This window comes from Pigmentiphaga sp. CHJ604, from assembly GCF_036972535.1.
GTDB classification, from domain to species: domain Bacteria; phylum Pseudomonadota; class Gammaproteobacteria; order Burkholderiales; family Burkholderiaceae_B; genus Pigmentiphaga; species Pigmentiphaga daeguensis.
This window is the reverse complement of record NZ_CP136998.1, coordinates 3,715,509-3,732,228: the sequence shown is the minus strand read 5'-3', so window position 1 is coordinate 3,732,228 and position 16,720 is coordinate 3,715,509. Positions and strand designations below refer to the sequence as shown.

At 67.5% G+C, this 16,720-nt stretch carries 17 protein-coding genes; 8 read left to right on the top strand and 9 right to left on the bottom strand.

The features are described from left to right. The first annotated feature begins 80 nt into the window (after positions 1–80). Together R4823_RS17950 and R4823_RS17945 are read left to right on the top strand one after the other, a co-directional pair. Positions 81–905, top strand: a complete 825-nt coding sequence (locus tag R4823_RS17950) for an enoyl-CoA hydratase/isomerase family protein (protein WP_087841387.1) — start codon at positions 81–83, stop codon at positions 903–905. Next, complete coding sequence (locus R4823_RS17945) at positions 902–1,354, top strand: MaoC family dehydratase (protein WP_132980063.1); 453 nt, start codon at positions 902–904, stop codon at positions 1,352–1,354. The genes R4823_RS17950 and R4823_RS17945 overlap by 4 nt, the downstream gene beginning before the upstream one ends. 20 nt (positions 1,355–1,374) lie before the next feature. On the opposite strand, the gene R4823_RS17940 is transcribed toward R4823_RS17945, so the two are convergent. Genes R4823_RS17940 through R4823_RS17930 form a run of 3 tightly spaced genes read right to left on the bottom strand, consistent with a single transcriptional unit; the run spans position 1,375 to position 3,766 of the window. Continuing rightward, positions 1,375–1,653 carry a DUF6587 family protein gene (locus R4823_RS17940; protein ID WP_087841385.1) on the bottom strand — a complete coding sequence of 93 codons (279 nt, stop codon included), beginning with the start codon at positions 1,651–1,653 and terminating at the stop codon, positions 1,375–1,377. Positions 1,654–1,669: 16 nt separating this feature from the next. Next, positions 1,670–3,517 (bottom strand): ferrous iron transport protein B, encoded by a 1,848-nt coding sequence (gene feoB, locus R4823_RS17935; protein ID WP_338615662.1) that lies wholly within the window; start codon positions 3,515–3,517, stop codon positions 1,670–1,672. Positions 3,518–3,523: 6 nt separating this feature from the next. Next, on the bottom strand, positions 3,524–3,766 hold the full coding sequence (locus tag R4823_RS17930; protein WP_087841524.1) for a FeoA family protein: 243 nt from the start codon (positions 3,764–3,766) through the stop codon (positions 3,524–3,526). Between the two features lie 197 nt (positions 3,767–3,963). On the opposite strand from R4823_RS17930, the gene R4823_RS17925 reads away from it, so the two are divergent. Next, positions 3,964–4,182, top strand: coding sequence for a hypothetical protein (locus R4823_RS17925; RefSeq protein ID WP_087841383.1), 219 nt, complete (start codon positions 3,964–3,966; stop codon positions 4,180–4,182). An 18-nt stretch (positions 4,183–4,200) separates the two neighbouring features. Here R4823_RS17925 and R4823_RS17920 read toward each other — a convergent pair whose 3' ends face one another. The 5 genes from R4823_RS17920 to R4823_RS17900 all read right to left on the bottom strand — a co-directional run bounded on the left by R4823_RS17920 (position 4,201) and on the right by R4823_RS17900 (position 10,291). Further along, the gene (locus tag R4823_RS17920) at positions 4,201–5,088 is read right to left on the bottom strand and encodes a UDP-2,3-diacylglucosamine diphosphatase (RefSeq protein ID WP_338615661.1); all 888 of its coding nucleotides are present in this window, start codon (positions 5,086–5,088) and stop codon (positions 4,201–4,203) included. 77 nt (positions 5,089–5,165) lie between these two features. Then, positions 5,166–6,089 carry an alpha/beta fold hydrolase gene (locus tag R4823_RS17915; RefSeq protein ID WP_338615659.1) on the bottom strand — a complete coding sequence of 308 codons (924 nt, stop codon included), beginning with the start codon at positions 6,087–6,089 and terminating at the stop codon, positions 5,166–5,168. After that, positions 6,086–6,847 carry a tetratricopeptide repeat protein gene (locus R4823_RS17910; RefSeq protein WP_087841380.1) on the bottom strand — a complete coding sequence of 254 codons (762 nt, stop codon included), beginning with the start codon at positions 6,845–6,847 and terminating at the stop codon, positions 6,086–6,088. The genes R4823_RS17915 and R4823_RS17910 overlap by 4 nt, the downstream gene beginning before the upstream one ends. A 512-nt stretch (positions 6,848–7,359) precedes the next feature. Continuing rightward, a complete protein-coding gene (locus R4823_RS17905; RefSeq protein ID WP_338615657.1) occupies positions 7,360–9,618 on the bottom strand; it encodes a TonB-dependent siderophore receptor in 2,259 nt (752 codons plus the stop codon). Positions 9,619–9,853: 235 nt separating this feature from the next. Continuing rightward, complete coding sequence (locus R4823_RS17900; protein WP_087841379.1) at positions 9,854–10,291, bottom strand: RDD family protein; 438 nt, start codon at positions 10,289–10,291, stop codon at positions 9,854–9,856. A 457-nt stretch (positions 10,292–10,748) separates the two neighbouring features. Here R4823_RS17900 and R4823_RS17895 point away from each other — a divergent pair, with 457 nt between their 5' ends. From R4823_RS17895 to ilvC, 3 genes are all read left to right on the top strand, one after another. Continuing rightward, positions 10,749–12,470 (top strand): acetolactate synthase 3 catalytic subunit, encoded by a 1,722-nt coding sequence (locus R4823_RS17895; protein ID WP_132980068.1) that lies wholly within the window; start codon positions 10,749–10,751, stop codon positions 12,468–12,470. Between the two features lie 9 nt (positions 12,471–12,479). Beyond that, the gene (ilvN, locus tag R4823_RS17890; protein WP_087841377.1) at positions 12,480–12,971 is read left to right on the top strand and encodes an acetolactate synthase small subunit; all 492 of its coding nucleotides are present in this window, start codon (positions 12,480–12,482) and stop codon (positions 12,969–12,971) included. 185 nt (positions 12,972–13,156) lie between these two features. Beyond that, positions 13,157–14,173, top strand: a complete 1,017-nt coding sequence (gene ilvC / locus R4823_RS17885; protein WP_338615651.1) for a ketol-acid reductoisomerase — start codon at positions 13,157–13,159, stop codon at positions 14,171–14,173. Between the two features lie 121 nt (positions 14,174–14,294). On the opposite strand, the gene R4823_RS17880 is transcribed toward ilvC, so the two are convergent. Continuing rightward, positions 14,295–15,203, bottom strand: coding sequence for a LysR family transcriptional regulator (locus tag R4823_RS17880; RefSeq protein ID WP_338615649.1), 909 nt, complete (start codon positions 15,201–15,203; stop codon positions 14,295–14,297). Between the two features lie 103 nt (positions 15,204–15,306). On the opposite strand from R4823_RS17880, the gene R4823_RS17875 reads away from it, so the two are divergent. After that, positions 15,307–15,909: an amino acid synthesis family protein gene (locus tag R4823_RS17875; RefSeq protein WP_087841374.1), complete on the top strand. Its 603-nt coding sequence runs from the start codon at positions 15,307–15,309 to the stop codon at positions 15,907–15,909. Next, positions 15,906–16,697 (top strand): alpha/beta fold hydrolase, encoded by a 792-nt coding sequence (locus tag R4823_RS17870; protein WP_132980069.1) that lies wholly within the window; start codon positions 15,906–15,908, stop codon positions 16,695–16,697. The genes R4823_RS17875 and R4823_RS17870 overlap by 4 nt, the downstream gene beginning before the upstream one ends. Positions 16,698–16,720: the final 23 nt, after the last annotated feature.

The following is a 16,720-nucleotide window of genomic DNA, read 5'->3' as shown; positions in this document are numbered from 1 at the left end:
CGCCAGCTTCCGCGCACGGCGGTCCGCCGGACCGCCGTTCTTGCATGTCCACGATCCCACCGTCTCCAAGGAGAGCCGCGATGCCTCGTTCCCTAGCCGTAGAAACCCAGGATTTCCGCATCGACCTCGCCGACGACGGCGTGGCCGAACTCGTGCTGGGGCCGGCGGGCGGCATGCCGGCGCTGGGCGCCGACGGCCACGCCGAACTCGCCGCCGTCTGGCCGCGCCTGGCGCGCGAACCGGGCGTGCGCTGTGTCCTGGTACGCAGCGAGGGCAAGGGGTTCTGCGCCGGCGGACACATGGAACTGGTGCAGGGCATGCTGGAACACGAGAGCGACCGGCTGCGCGTCATGCGCGAGGCGCGCGACATCGTCCAGGGCATGATCGACTGCGACCTGCCCGTGGTGTCCGCCATCAACGGCGCGGCGGTGGGGGCCGGCGCGGTGCTGGCCCTGCTGGCCGACGTGTCCGTCGCAGCCAGAAGAGCCAAGCTGATCGACGGCCACACCAAGCTGGGCGTGGCGGCGGGCGATCACGCGGCCATCATCTGGCCGCTGCTTTGCGGCATGGCCAAGGCCAAGTACCATCTGCTGACCTGCGCGCCCCTGGACGGCGAAGCGGCCGAACGCATCGGGCTGGTCAGCCTGTGCGTGGACGATGCCGAGCTGCTGTCCACGGCGCGGGGCATCGCCGCGCAACTCGCCGCTGGCAGCCCTACCGCGCTGGCCTGGACCAAGCGCAGCCTGAATCACTGGCTGCGCGCCGCCTGGCCGGCCTTCGAGCATTCCCTGGCGATGGAGATCATGGGATTCGCGGGGGCCGACGCGCGCGAGGGGCTCGCGGCATTGAGCGAAAAGCGGCCGCCGCGTTTCGGCGCGTCCACGACCAGGAGAACGACCCAATGAAGTTTGCCGATTTCCAGCCCGGCATGATCATCGAAGCCGGCCCCCGGCGGATCGAGGAAACGGAGATGCTGGCGTTCGCGCGCAGCTACGATCCGCAGTGGTTCCATGTGGACGGCAAGGCGGCGGGCAAGGGCCGGTTCGGGGCGCTGATCGCCAGCGGATGGCAGACCTGCGGCATCGCGATGGAGCTGGCGGTCAGGGCCGTGCTGCACGACTCCGAGTCGTTCGCGTCGCCGGGCGTGGAGGAGGTCCGCTGGCCCCATCCGGTCATGTCGGGAGACGAATTGCGACTGCGCGCCGAGGTGCTGGAAGTGCGGACTTCGCGCAGCCGGCCCGAACTGGGCGTGCTGCGGTGGCGCTGGCATCTGTTGAACCAGGACGGCAAGGAGGTCCTGGAGTTGACGGCCACGAGCCTGTTCGACCTGAAGCCCGAGGCGCCGCGAGGCTGACGCCCGGCTTCGTCGCGGCCTTATTTCCTGGCGTGGACCTGGATGGTCTTGGTTTCGCCGGGGCCGCAGGTTCCGCATGTTCCGCAGCCGCTGCCGCATCCCGCATCGGGCGTCGCGGCGCCCAGGCTCCTGCCCAGCTTCCGCACCCAGGCGGCCTGGCCCGGACGGTCCATGCGGCGCGCGAGCCAGGACTGCATGCGCATGCGCGTCTTGGGCGCGAACCGGCCGAAGGCCTTGATCACGCAGGCGGCGACGATCAGCGCCACCAGCGTCATTTCGAACAGGGAATAGGCGCTCACGGAAGCCTCCCGGAAATCAGGTCAGCAGCCTCGTCACCTGGTAGGTGATGAAGGATGCGATGTAAGCCAGCCCGAACAGGTAGCCCGCGGTCAGCGCGACCACCTTCCAGGAATTCGTTTCGCGCCGGATCACGGCCAGCGTCGACAGGCATTGCGGCGCGAAGATGAACCAGGCCAGCAGCGAGAACGCGGTCGCCAGCGGCCATTGGGCGGCGATCAGCGGCGTCAGCATGGTCGAGGCCGCGTCGTCGTCGGCGGCCGACAGCGCGTACACCGTGGCCAGCGCGCCCACCGCGACTTCCCGCGCGGCCAGGCCGGGGATCAGCGCGATCGATATCTGCCAGTTGAAGCCGATGGGCGCGAACACGGTCTGCAGGGCTTCCCCGATGCGGCCGGCGAAGCTGTACTCGATGGCCGGGCCGGTGGCGCCCTCGGGCGGGCCGGGGAAGCTGGACAGGAACCAGATCAGCACGGTCAGCGCCATGATGATGCCGCCCACGCGCGCCAGGAAGATGCGTGCCCGCTCGACCAGCCCGGTGGCCACGTCGCGCAGGTTGGGGATGCGGTAGGAGGGCAGTTCCAGCAGCAGCGAATGTTCCGTGGCGTCGCGGCGCAGCAGCTTCATGACCCAGGACACCACCAGGGCGCTGACGATGCCGGCCACGTACAGCGCGAACAGCGTGACGCCCTGGAGGTTGAAGATGCCGAGCACCGTCCGGCTGGGAATGAAGGCGCCGATCAGCAGCGTGTAGACCGGCAGGCGCGCCGAGCAGGTCATCAGCGGCGCGACCAGGATGGTGGCCAGCCGGTCGCGCGGGTCCTGGATGGTGCGCGTGGCCATGATGCCCGGAATCGCGCAGGCGAAGCTCGACAGCAGCGGGATGAAGGAGCGGCCGGTCAGGCCGGCGCCCACCATCATGCGGTCCAGCAGGAAGGCGGCGCGCGGCAGATAGCCCGACTCTTCCAGCAGCAGGATGAAGAAGAACAGGAACAGGATCTGCGGCAGGAACACCAGCACGCTGCCGGCGCCGGCGATGATGCCGTCCACCAGCAGGCTGTTGAGCATGCCTTCGGGCAGCGTCTGGCCCACCCAGGCGCCCAGGGACGAGACCGACGTCTCGATCAGGTCCATGAGCGGCTCGGCCCACGAGAACACGGCCTGGAACATCAGGAACATGACGATGGCCAGCGTGACCAGCCCCAGCACGGGGTGCAGGACCCAGCGGTCGATGGCGTCGTCGATGGCGGCGGTGCGCCGCGGCATCGACACGGCCTCGCTCAGCAGCCCGTTGACCGCCTGGTGCAGGTCGGTGCCGGCGGGCAGCGCGGGCGGCGCGGCGGGCATGTCGCCGTCGATGCGCGCCAGCAGCTGCGCCGCGCCGTCGCGCTTGATCGCGATGGTTTCGACGATGGGGATGCCCAGCGCCTGCTGGAGCTTGTCGCGGTCGATCCGGATGCCGCGCTTGGCGGCGGCGTCCACCATGTTGAGCGCCAGGACCATGGGCAGCCCGAGCCGCTGCAGTTCCAGCACGAAGTGCAGGTGCAGGCGCAGGTTGGTCGCGTCCACCACGGCCACCAGCAGGTCCGGACGGCGCTCGCCGGCGAAGTTGCCCATGCAGACGTCGCGGGTGATGGCTTCGTCCGGGCTCGTGGCATGCAGGCTGTAGGCGCCGGGCAGGTCCAGCACGCTGACCTGCAGGCCCGAGGGCGTGACCAGCCGGCCCTCCTTGCGCTCGACGGTGACGCCGGCGTAGTTGGCCACCTTCTGGCGGCTGCCCGTCAGCAGGTTGAACAGGGCGGTCTTTCCGCAGTTCGGGTTGCCGACCAGGGCAACGCGCAGATTGGACAAGGTAGTGGTGGACATCGGGATTCAGGAGGCGAGCGGTTCGACCAGGACCCGCGCGGCTTCGGAGCGGCGCAGGGCGAAACGGGTGAAACCGATCTGGATCAGCAGGGGGTCGGCTCCGATCGGGCCGCGCGCCACGATGCGCACGCGCTCGCCCGCCACGAAGCCCAGGTCGCGCAGGCGCACGGCGATGGGGTCCGCCGGGGCGGCGTCTTCGACGGCGTTGACGGCGGCGTCATGGCCATAAGGTAGCTCGGAGAGGCGGATAGCCATGTGCTCGGTTGGTAGAAGAAAATGAAAACGATTACTAATTATAAAAGTTTTGCACCGATCCGGGGCGAATAGCCGCCATATCGACAAGGGCAGGGGAAGCGGGCGGCCAGAGGTAAGGAATTGCTAGCCGCTCCACCGTGGCGGCCGGGCATCGGTTATCTTGATGCCGTCACATCACCGAAGGGGGAGATATGAAGGCATCCGTCATCATCGGCCTGCTGCTGATCGTGCTGGGCGTGGTCGCGCTGGGCTACAAGAGTTTTTCGTACACGTCGGAAGAAACGCTGCTCAAGGTCGGTCCGGTCGAGGCCACGGCCGATACCCGTAAGACGGTTCCCATTCCCACCTGGGCCGGCGTGGCCGCCATCGTGGTCGGCGCCGCGGTGATCGTGCTGGGACGCCGGCGCTAGCCGCCGCGCCCGGGCGGCTCAGACGTCGGCCGTCTCGGTCTGCGAGCTTTCGCGCGCCGGCTGGGAAGCGGGCCGGGGCGCCAGCGCCGAAGGAAGCGCAGGCAGCTCCAGCGGCCGGCGCCGCTTGGACTTCACCGCCGCCGGCTCGCCCGCGTCGGTCAGGTGGGTCCAGTACACGAGCCGCAACTGGCCGTGCTCGTCCTCGACCAGGGCCGACAGGCTTTCCACCCAATCCCCGTCATTGCAGTACAGCACCCCGTCCACATGCCGGATCTCCGGCTTGTGGATGTGGCCGCACACGACGCCATCGTAGCCCTGGCGCCTGGCCTCGTTGACCAGCACGTCCTCGAAGTTGGTGATGAAGGACACGGCGTTCTTCACCTTGTGCTTCAGGTATTGCGACAGCGACCAGTAGTGCAGCCCCAGCCGGCGGCGCACGCGGTTGAAGTGCAGGTTGAGCCATAGCGCGAAGGTGTAGAGCGTATCGCCCAGGTGGGCCAGCCACTTGCTGTGCTGGATCACGCCGTCGAACTGGTCGCCGTGGGTGACCCACAGGCGCTTGCCGTCGGCCGTGACGTGGACCGCGTCTTCCTGGACCTGGATGTCGCCGAAGGCGTAGCCGATGAACTGGCGGGCGAATTCATCGTGGTTGCCGGGAATGAAGATGACCCGCGTGCCCTTGCGCGCCTTGCGCAATACTTTCTGCACCACGTCGTTGTGGGCCTGCGGCCAGGTCCAGCTTTTGCGAAGCTGCCAGCCGTCGATGATGTCGCCGACCAGGTAGAGGGTCTCGGCCTCGTTGTGCTTGAGGAAGTCCAGCAAGTGGCTGGCGTTGCAGCCGGCGGTTCCCAGATGCAGATCCGAGATCCAGATGGTGCGCCATTGGGTGGGGGGCGATGTCGTCACGCTGGCCGGGAGGATGTTTCCATGGAATGAATGGAAACATGCCGCGATGACGTGTTTGTGACGGTGCGGGACCGTTGTCAGGCCGCGTCGCTTTTCGCCGTGTCCGAAGCGTGCAGGGCGTCCAGGCGCTCTTCGACGAAGGCCCGCACACCGGCGTCATGGGCAAGGGCCATGTGCCCGACGCGGGCGACCACGAGACAGGCCGCTGCACCCGGCAGCAGGGCGCGGTCGACCGGGCAGACGATGTTGTCGTGGTGCGAGGCGATGCAGGTGCAGCGGCTGGCCACGGCCGGTGTCTCGGCGGTCTGCAGGTCGCACAGCCACGGGCTGTCGGGCAGCATCTGGGCCGCGCACAAGCCGCGTCCGAAGCGCGCGTGCCAGGTACCCCGGTGCGGCGTGCCCAGCGTGATGACGTGGCCGATGGGCGCGTCGGGCGCGATGCGCAGCGCGGCCCGCGCCGCGAGGCCGCCCATGCTGTGGGCGATCACGGTCACGCGCTCGTGGCCCGCGCGCAGCGCCAGCGCGGCGGCCTCGGCGGCCACCTGCGCGCCGAATCCGTCTATGCCGGCCCGCGGAGGTTCCAGGTCCAGCGCGGCGACGATCCAGCCGCGCGCGGCCAGCCAGGTATCGAAGTCGCGCCAGATGCCCCGATTGCAGCCGTAGCCGTGCACCAGCAGCACGGCGCCCCGGGGGCGGGCCGGCACGCGGATGGGCCAGCGGTGCCGCCACGGGATGTCGAGGTACATGTTGCGCAGGGACAGGTAGATTTCCTCGGGCATGGCGGCCAGCCAGCCGGGCGGGCCGGCGGGGCCGGTGCGATCGGTCAGCAGCCGGGCCAGCGCGAAGCCCAGGGCGACGATCGCCGCGTGGATGACGACGGCCAGCAGGAGCGCGGTCAGCAGGGCCGCGGGCCAGGGCAGCCATGCCGACAGCGCCCAGGAGGTCAGGGCCACCAGGATCGCCACGCCGAGCGTGAACCCGCGCATGGCCCATGCCATCATGCGGCCGGACCTCGCGTGGCCGCGCGCGCGGCCAGTTCGGCGGCCTTGGCGCGTACCCGCGCATCGGCCGCCTGTTCCAGGAAAGCGCAGGCCTTGGCGAGAAAGGCCGCCGTGGCGGTCTCGGGCACACGATCCAGCCAGGGCAGCGCGGCGTCGATCTGGCCACGCTCGATCAGCAGGCGCGCATAGTTGAACTGTCCGCGGAAGTCGCCGCCCTCGGCCGCGCGTCGGTAGTGTTCGAACGCCTGTTGCCTGTCGACGGGCACTTCCCAGCCGTCCTCGTGGAAGCCGCCGATGATATTGATCGACTTGGCATGGCCCAAGGCCGCCGCCTTTTCGAACCACGCCAGCGCCTGCGCCCGGTCCGCGGCAACACCCTCGCCCAGCGCCAGGGCGGTCGCATAGTTGTACATGCCCCAGTCCAACCCCTGTTGCGCGGCCAGCCGGTACCAGTAGGCCGCCAGCACGAGGTTGACGGGCACGCCCCAGCCGTGGTGGTGGCATTGGCCGAGCATGTTCATGGCCATGGGGTGGTCGGCGTCGGCGGCACGCTTGAACCAGTACACGGCCTGTTTCCGATCGACGGGTAGGCCCTGGCCGTCCAGCAGCATCTGTCCGAACACCGCCTGCGCCTCGACGACACCGCCTTCAGCCGCCGCCCGCACCCAGGCCGCGGCGCGCTCGCGCGGGCCGCGCAGGATCTCGGCCAGGTCGTCGGCGGTGGCGGCGTTCAGTTGCTGTGGAGAGATGGGCTCCATGTTTTTTAGGGTGTTGATGGGACTCATGGGATTGTGCATCAAGAACTTGGGTTCCAAACACGGCCGTGTCCGGAGGCGCGGGGCCGCATGGGGCGCAACGGAGCCGGTCCTGGCCTTTGGCCAGGACTTCCCGGCGTTCAGGTGCTTGGCGGGGCGGGCGCAGAACTCGGGCGGGCACAGTCCCCCGGACTGTGCCTACTGCCGCGCTCAGACAGCTGCGCCCTTGCTTCCCCGCCAAGCACCTGAACGCCGGCGGCTCCAATGCGCCCCATCCGGCCCCGCGCCCCCGGACACGGCCTGCAACGTCGCGAAGCGTGGCTCACATGGAGCGGGGTAGGGCGGAAAAGAAAAGAGGCGCCTTACTCACGCAAGGCACCTCCCACAGGCCAACCAGGACACGCAGAATAGCCGCCCCCCGCCAGCCTATTAGTCCCCCAGGGCACAGCGGATCCGGCTCTGCCGGTCCGCCAGTGCCGCCCCCTGGGGGGCGCGCGTAAGCGCGTAGGGGGGGGTCAATACTTCAAGTTGAGGTTCAGGATCGCGGCGCGGCCGGCGCCGACCGACGCGTAGTGGGTCGAGTAGGTCGTGGTGAAGTAGCGCTTGTCGGTCAGGTTCATCAGGTTCAGCTGCAGGCTGACGTTGCGGTTGATCCGGTAGGCCGCCATCGCGTCGAAGCGGGTGTAGCCGGGGATGTAGCGACGCACCGCCGCGTTAGAACCGTATTGCTTGCTGGAGATGAACACGCCGCCGCCGATCGAGAAGTCGCTGTTGATGGCATACGTGGTCCACAGCGTGGCCGTGTGCTTGGGCGTGTTGGGGAACGCCTGGCCGCTGGCGGCGGCGGTGTCCCGGCCCAGGTCGCGGACTTCGCTGTCCAGGAACGTGTAGCCGCCGAACACTTGCCAGGCCTTGGTGATGTTGCCCGAGGCACCGATTTCGAAGCCGTTGATGCGGCGGTTGCCGGCCATGGCGTAGGTGCCGTCGGGCTGGGTCACGCGGGCGTTGGTGGTGTCGATGCGGAAGATCGCCCCGGACAGCGCCAGGCGGTTGTCCAGCACGTTCCACTTGGTGCCGACTTCCAGCGAACGGTTCTTCTCCGGAGCCATGTCCTTGGCGTTGACGCCCACGCCGTTGCGTCCCGGGACGATGCCCTGGGATTCCGAGCCCTGGCCCAGGGTGGAGTTCGCCGGCGTCGACGACGTGCCGTACGAGACGTAGACGCTGCCGTTCTTGGCCGGCTTGTAGATCAGGCCCAGCTGGTAGTTGAACAGCGTGTCGCTGCGGCCCACGTCGGCGGTCGGGCTGACCAGGCCGGTCTTGTAGTTGTCCACGCGCGCGCCGAGGTTGGTCAGCCACTTCTCGCTCAACTTGATGGTGTCGAAGCCGTAGACCGAGAAGGTGGTGGCCTTGAAGTGATTGTTGCGCTGGCCTTCGACCGTCGAGCCGTTCCACGGATCGTTGGGGTTGGGGTTGTAGAGGTCCGTGCAGTTGTAGCCGGACGGCGCGCCCACGCCCGCAGCGCAAGTCGCGGCTCCGGTATTGTTGGGGCTCGGCAGCGTGCGCGCGACGGTGTACGAGCCGGTGTCCGATTTCTCGCGCGAGATCTCGATGCCGGTGTTGAAGCTGTGCTCGTAGCCGCCCAGGTTGGCCTTGCCGAACAGTTCGGTCTGGTTGGCGATGGTGTGCACGCCGCCGGTGCGGGACTTCGCGTTGCGCCAGACGCGGCCGTCGTTCACGTTGCCCTGGCTGTCATCGGGGTTGGTCCACACGTAGCGCTGGTCCACGGACGTGTAGCGCAGCGTGTTGCGTACCGTGAGGTTGCTGCTGATGTCGTGTTCGACGCGGGCGGTGGCAACGTCCGAGCGGGTCTTGTAGAAGTCGCTTTTCAGGCCGTAGAAGTTGTCCATGTTGACGGTGACGGGGCGGATCGCCGTCACGCCGGCCGGGACCCGGTTGCCGTACATGAACGGGATGCCGGAGTCCGGCGTATCGTCGGTCTGGATGTGCGAATAGCTGAGGGTGACGCGGGTGGGGGTGTTCAAGCCCCAGGTAAACGACGGCGCGATACCCCAGCGGGATACGTCCACGCCGTTGCGGCCTGCGACGTCGGCGTCGTGCGCCATGGCATTCAGGCGGAAGGCCATGCTGTCGCCCAGCAACCAGTTGCCGTCGACCGTGGCGCGCTTGTAGTTGTCCGTGCCCAGGCCCAGCGTGGCATTGGTGAACTTCTCGGCCTTGGGGGTCTTGGTGATCAGGTTGATGCTGCCGCCCGCGCCGCCGCGGCCGCCGTAGGCGCCGTCCGGTCCCTTGATGACCTCGATCTGTTCGAGGTTGAAGACTTCACGCGTCACGGCGCCGATATCGCGCATGCCGTCGATGTACGTGCTCGATTGCGCGTCGTAGCCGCGGATGAAAGGCCGGTCGCCCAGCGGGTTGCCGCCTTCACCGGCCCCGAACGAGATGCCCGGTGTCAGGCGCAGCGCTTCGGTCAGCGTGGTGGACGCGGTGTTCTCGATGATTTCCTGAGGGATGACGGTGACGCTCTTGGGCGTGTCCAGCAGCGGCGCGGTGAATTTCTGCGAGGCGGACTGGTCGGCCTTGTACGCCGATTCGGCCTCGCCGCGCACCGTGATGGGCGCGAGCTGGCCGCTGGTGCGGGGCGCGTCGGCCGAGTTGGTGCTCTGCGCCTGGGCCTGGGCGGCGGGCACGAACGTGAGCGCGCTGATGGCGGCCGCCAGGGTATTGAACCGGAACTGGTTCGTAGATATCACCGTGAAATCCCCCGAAGGTGGGCGCGAGGCCCGTCATGGATGCGGGGCGGGGTGTCTGGCCCCCGCCCTCGTGAGATGAGATGAAACTCTAACGAAGAATGATTCGCATTCTTCGTTGACCAGGGAAGATAGGCGCCGTAAGCTTACAGATAGCTGAACAGTGGCCGGCAAGCCGGGGATTTCGTGAAAAATGCAACACCAGGCGCCGGATTTCCGGCGCCTGGCCGGGGACGGATCACCGCGTGGAGACGAGCCGGGTGCCGACGATGCGATCGTGGGGGAACTGGCGGTCGCGGTCGAAGAAGGTCCAGACGAAACCCAGTCCGGTCAGCGTGAAGGGCCAGGCCAGGACGTAGCGCAGCACGGCTTTCCAGACCGGCGGGCGGCCGCCGCCGGCGTCGATCAGCCGGATGTGCCAGGTCTTCATGGGCAGGGTCTGTCCACCCAGCCGCCAGCACAGCACGAAATAGACGCCGATGACGCAGAACAGCCACGCCTGCCGCTCGTGCCGCAGCATGAGCGCATGCCGGCTCTGGGTCAGGGTATCGAACAGATAGTCGGCCACGAACACCACCCCGAACAGCAGGATGGCTTCATACATCATGCAGGCGAACCGGCGCCAGCGGCCCGGCGCGGCCTGGAGGGCGGGAGAGGCGGAAGGGGTGTCGTTCATGGGGCGCTACGATAACCGAGCATGGCCGGCTCCGTCCGCCCGTGGCCGCGACCCGGGGGAAAATCCCAGTCGCTGCGGTGAGCCTTGACCGCATCGCAACATTCCTGATAGCCTAGCGGGCTCGCCGAAAGCGTTACAAAAGTCGACGGCAGAGAGCTTCATCTGACGCCAGGCACCCTTCGGCGTCATGCAGTGCAGTCAACCAAGCCTGGCCCGCGCCAAAAGCGTTGTGGCGGCCTTAGCCCCAGGGCGAAGGCAGTCCGGTCCCGGCCTTCCGTTTCAACCTTCAGTGCTCGTTCCGGTGAACGTGCGCGAGGTCGGCAAGGTGGGCGAGTGGAACGGTTCCGTGAACCGTGAAGCGTCGCCGCATGTTGCCGGTGCCCGCGCAGGTTTGGTTTCCCTGCCTGAGGCAGTACCGCCCGGGGCGTCAGCGCGAACTTGAATGGACGAAAATCCAATGGAACTCACAGGCGCAGAGATCGTCGTGCGCGCCCTGGCCGACGAAGGGGTCGAACATGTGTTCGGCTATCCGGGCGGCTCGGTCTTGTACATCTACGACGAGATCTTCAAGCAAGACAGATTCAAGCACATCCTGGTGCGTCACGAGCAGGCAGCCGTGCACGCCGCGGACGCGTATTCGCGCGTATCGAACCGCGTCGGCGTGGCGCTGGTCACCAGCGGTCCCGGCGTGACCAACGCGGTCACCGGCATCGCCACCGCCTACATGGACTCCATCCCCATGGTGGTGCTGACCGGCCAGGTGCCCACCTCGGCCATCGGCCAGGATGCCTTCCAGGAAGCCGACACGGTCGGCATCACCCGGCCGTGCGTCAAGCACAACTTCCTGGTCAAGGACGTCAAGGACCTCGCGGACGTCATCCGCAAGGCCTTCTACATCGCCCGCACCGGCCGTCCCGGCCCCGTGCTGGTCGACATCCCCAAGGACATCACGATCGCCCGCGGGAAGTACACCCCGCCGGCGGGCGAGATCAAGATGCGTTCCTACTCGCCCGTCGTGAAGGGGCACCAGGGCCAGATCAAGAAGGCGGTCCAGCTGCTGCTGCAGGCCGAGCGCCCCATGATCTACACCGGCGGCGGCGTGATCCTGTCCGACGCCGCGCCCGAGCTGACCAAGCTCGTGCAGATGCTGGACATGCCCTGCACCAACACGCTGATGGGCCTGGGCGCGTTCCCGGCGGACGACCGGCGCTTCGTGGGGATGCCCGGCATGCACGGCACCTACGAAGCCAACATGGCGATGCAGCACTGCGACGTGCTGGTGGCCATCGGCGCCCGCTTCGACGACCGCGTCATCGGCAATCCCAAGCATTTCGCGCAGAATGCCCGCAAGATCGTCCACATCGACATCGACCCCTCGTCGATTTCCAAGCGCGTCAAGGTCGACGTGCCCATCGTGGGCGACGTCAAGGACGTGCTGGTGGACTTCCTGGCGCAGGTCGAGGCCTCGCTCAAGGAAACCCGGCGCAATCCCGAGCAGATCGCGGGATGGTGGAAGCAGATCGGCGCCTGGCGCGAACGCGAGTGCCTGAAGTACAAGTCCTCCAATGACGTCATCAAGCCGCAGTTCGTGATCGAGAAGCTGTGCGAGATCACCCGCGGCGAGGCCTTCGTGACCTCGGACGTGGGCCAGCACCAGATGTGGGCCGCGCAGTACTACCGCTTCAACAAGCCGCGCCGCTGGGTCAATTCCGGCGGCCTGGGCACCATGGGCGTGGGCCTGCCGTACGCCATGGGCGTGCAGATGATGCATCCGGATGCCGACATCGCCGTCATCACCGGCGAAGGCTCGATCCAGATGAACATCCAGGAGCTGTCGACCTGCCAGCAGTACCACCTCAGCCCCAAGATCCTGTGCCTGAACAACCGGTACCTGGGCATGGTGCGCCAGTGGCAGCAGATCGACTACGGCTCGCGCTATGCCGAGTCGTACATGGATTCGCTGCCTGACTTCGTCAAGCTGGTCGAGGCCTACGGCCACGTCGGCATGCGCATCGAAAGCCCCCGCGACGTCGAGGGCGCGCTGCGCGAAGCCTTCACCACGCACAAGAAACGCCTGGTGTTCCTGGACATCATCACGGACCGCACGGAAAACGTGTGGCCCATGGTGAAGGCCGGCAAGGGCCTGACCGAGATGCTGCTCGGTTCCGAAGACCTGTAAGGAGCGCACATGAGACACGCCATATCCGTGCTCCTGGAGAACGAAGCCGGTGCACTTTCCCGGGTGGTCGGGCTTTTCTCGGCCCGCGGCTACAACATCGAGACCCTGACCGTCGCCCCGACCGAGGATGCCACGCTTTCGCGCATGACCATCGTCACCTCGGGCTCCGACGACGTCATCGAGCAGATCACCAAGCACCTGAACCGCCTGGTCGAGGTGGTCAAGGTGGTGGACCTGACCGAGGCGCCCCACATCGAACGCGAACTGATGCTGATCAAGGTTCGCGCGGTAGGCAAGGAGCGCGAGGAAATGAAGCGGATGGTCGATATCTTCCGCGGCCATATCGTCGACGTGACCGACAAGAGCTACACCGTCGAGCTGACCGGCGACAAGGGCAAGCTCGACGCGTTCATCGAAGCGCTCGATCGCGCCAGCATCCTTGAAACGGTGCGCACCGGCAGTTGCGGCGTCGGCCGTGGCGAACGGGTATTGAAGATCTAACCCCCCTGATTGGTAGTCCCCCCCTACGCGCTGACGCGCGCCCCCCAGGGGGCGGCACTGGCGGACCGGCAAAGCCGGATCCGCGGTGCCCTTGGTCTCTCGGGTTCACCCGCGGGGCCGAGGTGGGGGTGGTACGTGTTTGATTGAATTTGAATTGATTCTGGATTGAATTTTGGAGAGCATCCATGAAAGTTTTCTACGATAAAGATTGTGATCTGTCGCTGATCAAGGGCAAGACCGTCGCCATCATCGGCTACGGCTCGCAAGGCCATGCCCATGCCCAGAACCTGAACGACTCCGGCGTCAAGGTCGTGGTCGGCCTGCGCAAGGGCGGGGCTTCGTGGGACAAGGCCGCCAACGCCGGCCTGACGGTCAAGGAAGTGAACGAGGCGGTGAAGGAAGCCGACGTCGTCATGATCCTGCTGCCCGACGAGAACATCGCCAAGGTCTACGCCGAGAACGTCGGCCCCAACATGAAGAAGGGCGCCGTGCTGGCCTTCGCCCACGGCTTCAACGTCCACTACGGCGCCGTCGTGCCCCGTGAGGACGTGGACGTCATCATGGTCGCTCCCAAGGCCCCCGGCCACACCGTGCGCTCCACCTACAGCCAGGGCGGCGGCGTGCCCCACCTGGTGGCCGTGTACCAGGACAAGTCCGGCGCCGCCCGCGACATCGCCCTGTCGTACGCCATGGCCAACGGCGGCGGCCGTGCCGGCATCATCGAGACCAACTTCCGCGAAGAAACCGAAACCGACCTGTTCGGCGAGCAGGCCGTGCTGTGCGGCGGTACCGTCGAACTGATCAAGGCCGGCTTCGAGACGCTGGTGGAAGCCGGCTACGCGCCCGAGATGGCCTACTTCGAGTGCCTGCACGAGCTCAAGCTGATCGTCGACCTGATCTACGAAGGCGGCATCGCGAACATGAACTACTCGATCTCGAACAACGCGGAATACGGCGAGTACGTCACCGGCCCGCGCATCGTGACCGAGGACACCAAGAACGCCATGCGCGCCGTCCTGAAGGACATCCAGACCGGCGAATACGCCAAGAGCTTCCTGCTGGAGAACATGGCCGGCGCCCCGACGCTGAAGTCGCGCCGCCGCCTGACGGCCGAGCACGACATCGAGCAGGTCGGTGGCAAGCTGCGCGAAATGATGCCCTGGATCCGCAAGAACAAGCTGGTCGACCAGAGCAAGAACTAGACCCCCCCTACGCGCTTACGCGCGCCCCCCAGGGGGCGATGCGGGTGGACCGGCGGAGCTGGATCCACCGCATCCTGGGTCTGGAACCCTCACGCTTGCGTGGGGGTTTTTCTTTTGCCGGTCAGGAGAGGAGTTCGCCGCCTTTGTCGGCGGCGAGTTCGCGCATCAGGTCGACCAGCAGGTCGTGCATGTGGCGGGCGGCGGGGGAGAGGCTTTGGCCGGGGCGGGTGACGAGGCCGACGGTGCGGGCGATGACGGGGCGGTGCAGGCGGACGAAGGCCAGTTTGTGGCGGCGTGCCGGGCGGGCCAGGGTGGGAAGGATGGTGATGCCCAGGCCCGAGCGCACGCTGGCGATGAGCGAGGTCCGGTTGGTGACGGTCATGCCGGGCGTGGCCACCCATGGCGGGATGTCGGGGTGGCGCAAGGCTTCGAAGGTGGCATTGGCGATCAGGCGTTCGCCCTGCAGTTCGTTCCAGTCCACCGGCTTGCGCCGTCCGGCCAGGCGATGCGAGGGCGGGCAGATGATGCCGAATTCGTCGCGCGCGATGGGCAGGAAGTCCAGCCGGGGTTCGTCGGCCAGGAGGCCGGCGATGCCGATGTCGACTTCGCCGCTCAGCACGAGTTGGCGCACGGCCTGTGAAGGCATGTCGATGGCGCGCAGGCGGACCTGGGGGAACTGGCGGGTGTAGCGGGCCAGGATGTCGGGCAGCCATTCGTCCGCCAGCGAGGGCATGACCGCCAGCGAGACCGAGCCGTGGCGTGCTTGCGCCAGTTCGTTGGCTTCCAGCCGGACACGGTCGTGTATCGCCAGCAGTTCGCGGAACAGGGGCAGGAGGCTCCAGCCGAGCGGCGTGGGCCGGGCCCGCTTGCCGGGTTCGAACAGCGGGGCGCCTACCTGCCGTTCCAGATCGTCCATGGCGGCGGAGACGGCGGCCTGGGAGCGGAAGGTAGCCTGCGCCGCCGCGAGAAAGCTGCCGCTGTCGACGGCGGCCACGAATTGCCTCAGGTGCTGGATCTTGAAGGGGTCCATGGCAGTCCGTAAATTCAGGTTTTCCGAATTTTATTTCCACAAATTTGGCTTGGCAAAAATCAGGGCCATGGCGACCATATCCGCAGGACAAGAAGGAGGTCGCATGACGCTGGAAGTGCGCAAAGTCGTTTCGTATGTCGAGGAAACGCGGGTGGAGGGCGGCAGGAAGGCCGAACGGCCCCTGCTGATGGTGCTGAGCGCCGCGGTCCTGAAGAATCCGTGGGCGGGGCGGCCATACACCGAGGACCTGCAACCCGAGATCCTGCGCATCGCGCCGCCGCTGGGCGATCTGCTGGTGGGGGAGATCCTGAAGTACACGGGCTCCGGCGAGCGGGTCGAGGGCTACGGCAAGGCCGCCGTGGTCGGTGCCGACGGCGAGGTCGAGCATGCCTCGGCGCTCATCCATACGCTGCGGTTCGGGAACAAGTACCGGAACGCGGTGGGAGGCACGAGCTATCTGAGTTTCACCAACTCGCGCGGACCGATGGGGTGTCCCATCGTCGTGCCGATGATGCACAAGAACGACGAGGGGATGCGGTCCCACTACCTGACGGTGCAGGCCACCATTGCCGATGCGCCCGCGGCGGACGAGGTCGTCGTCGCGCTGGGCGCCAGCGTGGGAGGGCGGCCGCACCATCGCATCGGCGACCGCTACCAGGACATGCGCGAGATGGGGTTGGCCCCGGCCGGGAAGGAGGCCTCGTGACCTGGCCGACCCGAGTAGTCCGCAGCGGCTCGGGGGCGCCCGTCGTCCTGGTCCACGGCGTCGGCCTGGATCTGGGCATGTGGGATGAACTGGCGCGCGAGCTGGGGAACGAGTTCGAGCTGATCCGCTATGACATGCTGGGGCATGGCGGCACACCGCTGCCGGCGGGCGAAGCCGGGCTGGACCGGTACGTGGCGCAGCTGGGCGACGTGCTGCGCGAGCAAGGGTTGCGCCAGCCCGCCGTGGTGGGGTATTCGATGGGCGGGCTGGTTGCCGGGCGGTTCGCCGCGCGCCATCCCGGCGAAGTGGGGAAACTGGTGCTGATGAGTACCGTCTTTCGCCGTACCGAGGCCGAGCGCCTGGCGGTACGGGCGCGGCTGGAGCAGGCCGAGGGCGGGGACGGGGCGGCGAGCGCGCAGGCATCCGTGGCGCGCTGGTTCTCGCCGGCGTTCGTCGAGGCCGCGCCGGGCCGCGTCGAAACGATCCGGCAGCGGCTGCTGGCAAACCGGCGCGAGGATTTCCTGGCGGCCTATCGCATCTTCGCGGGCGCCGACGGCGTCCTGCCCGAGGCGGCGCCGCAGATCCTCTGTCCGACGCTGGTGATGACGGGCGACCAGGACACCGGGTCCACGCCCCGCATGGCGGAGGAGCTGGCGCGGTCCATCCCTCACGCCGCGCTGCGGATCGTGCCGGGACAGAAGCACATGTTGCCCGTAGAGGGCGTGACGGCTGCCGCGGCGGCCCTCAGGGAATTCCTGGGGTCGGGTGGCACGCGGCGGGCCGCCTGAACGGCGGCACCATACCAAGCAAG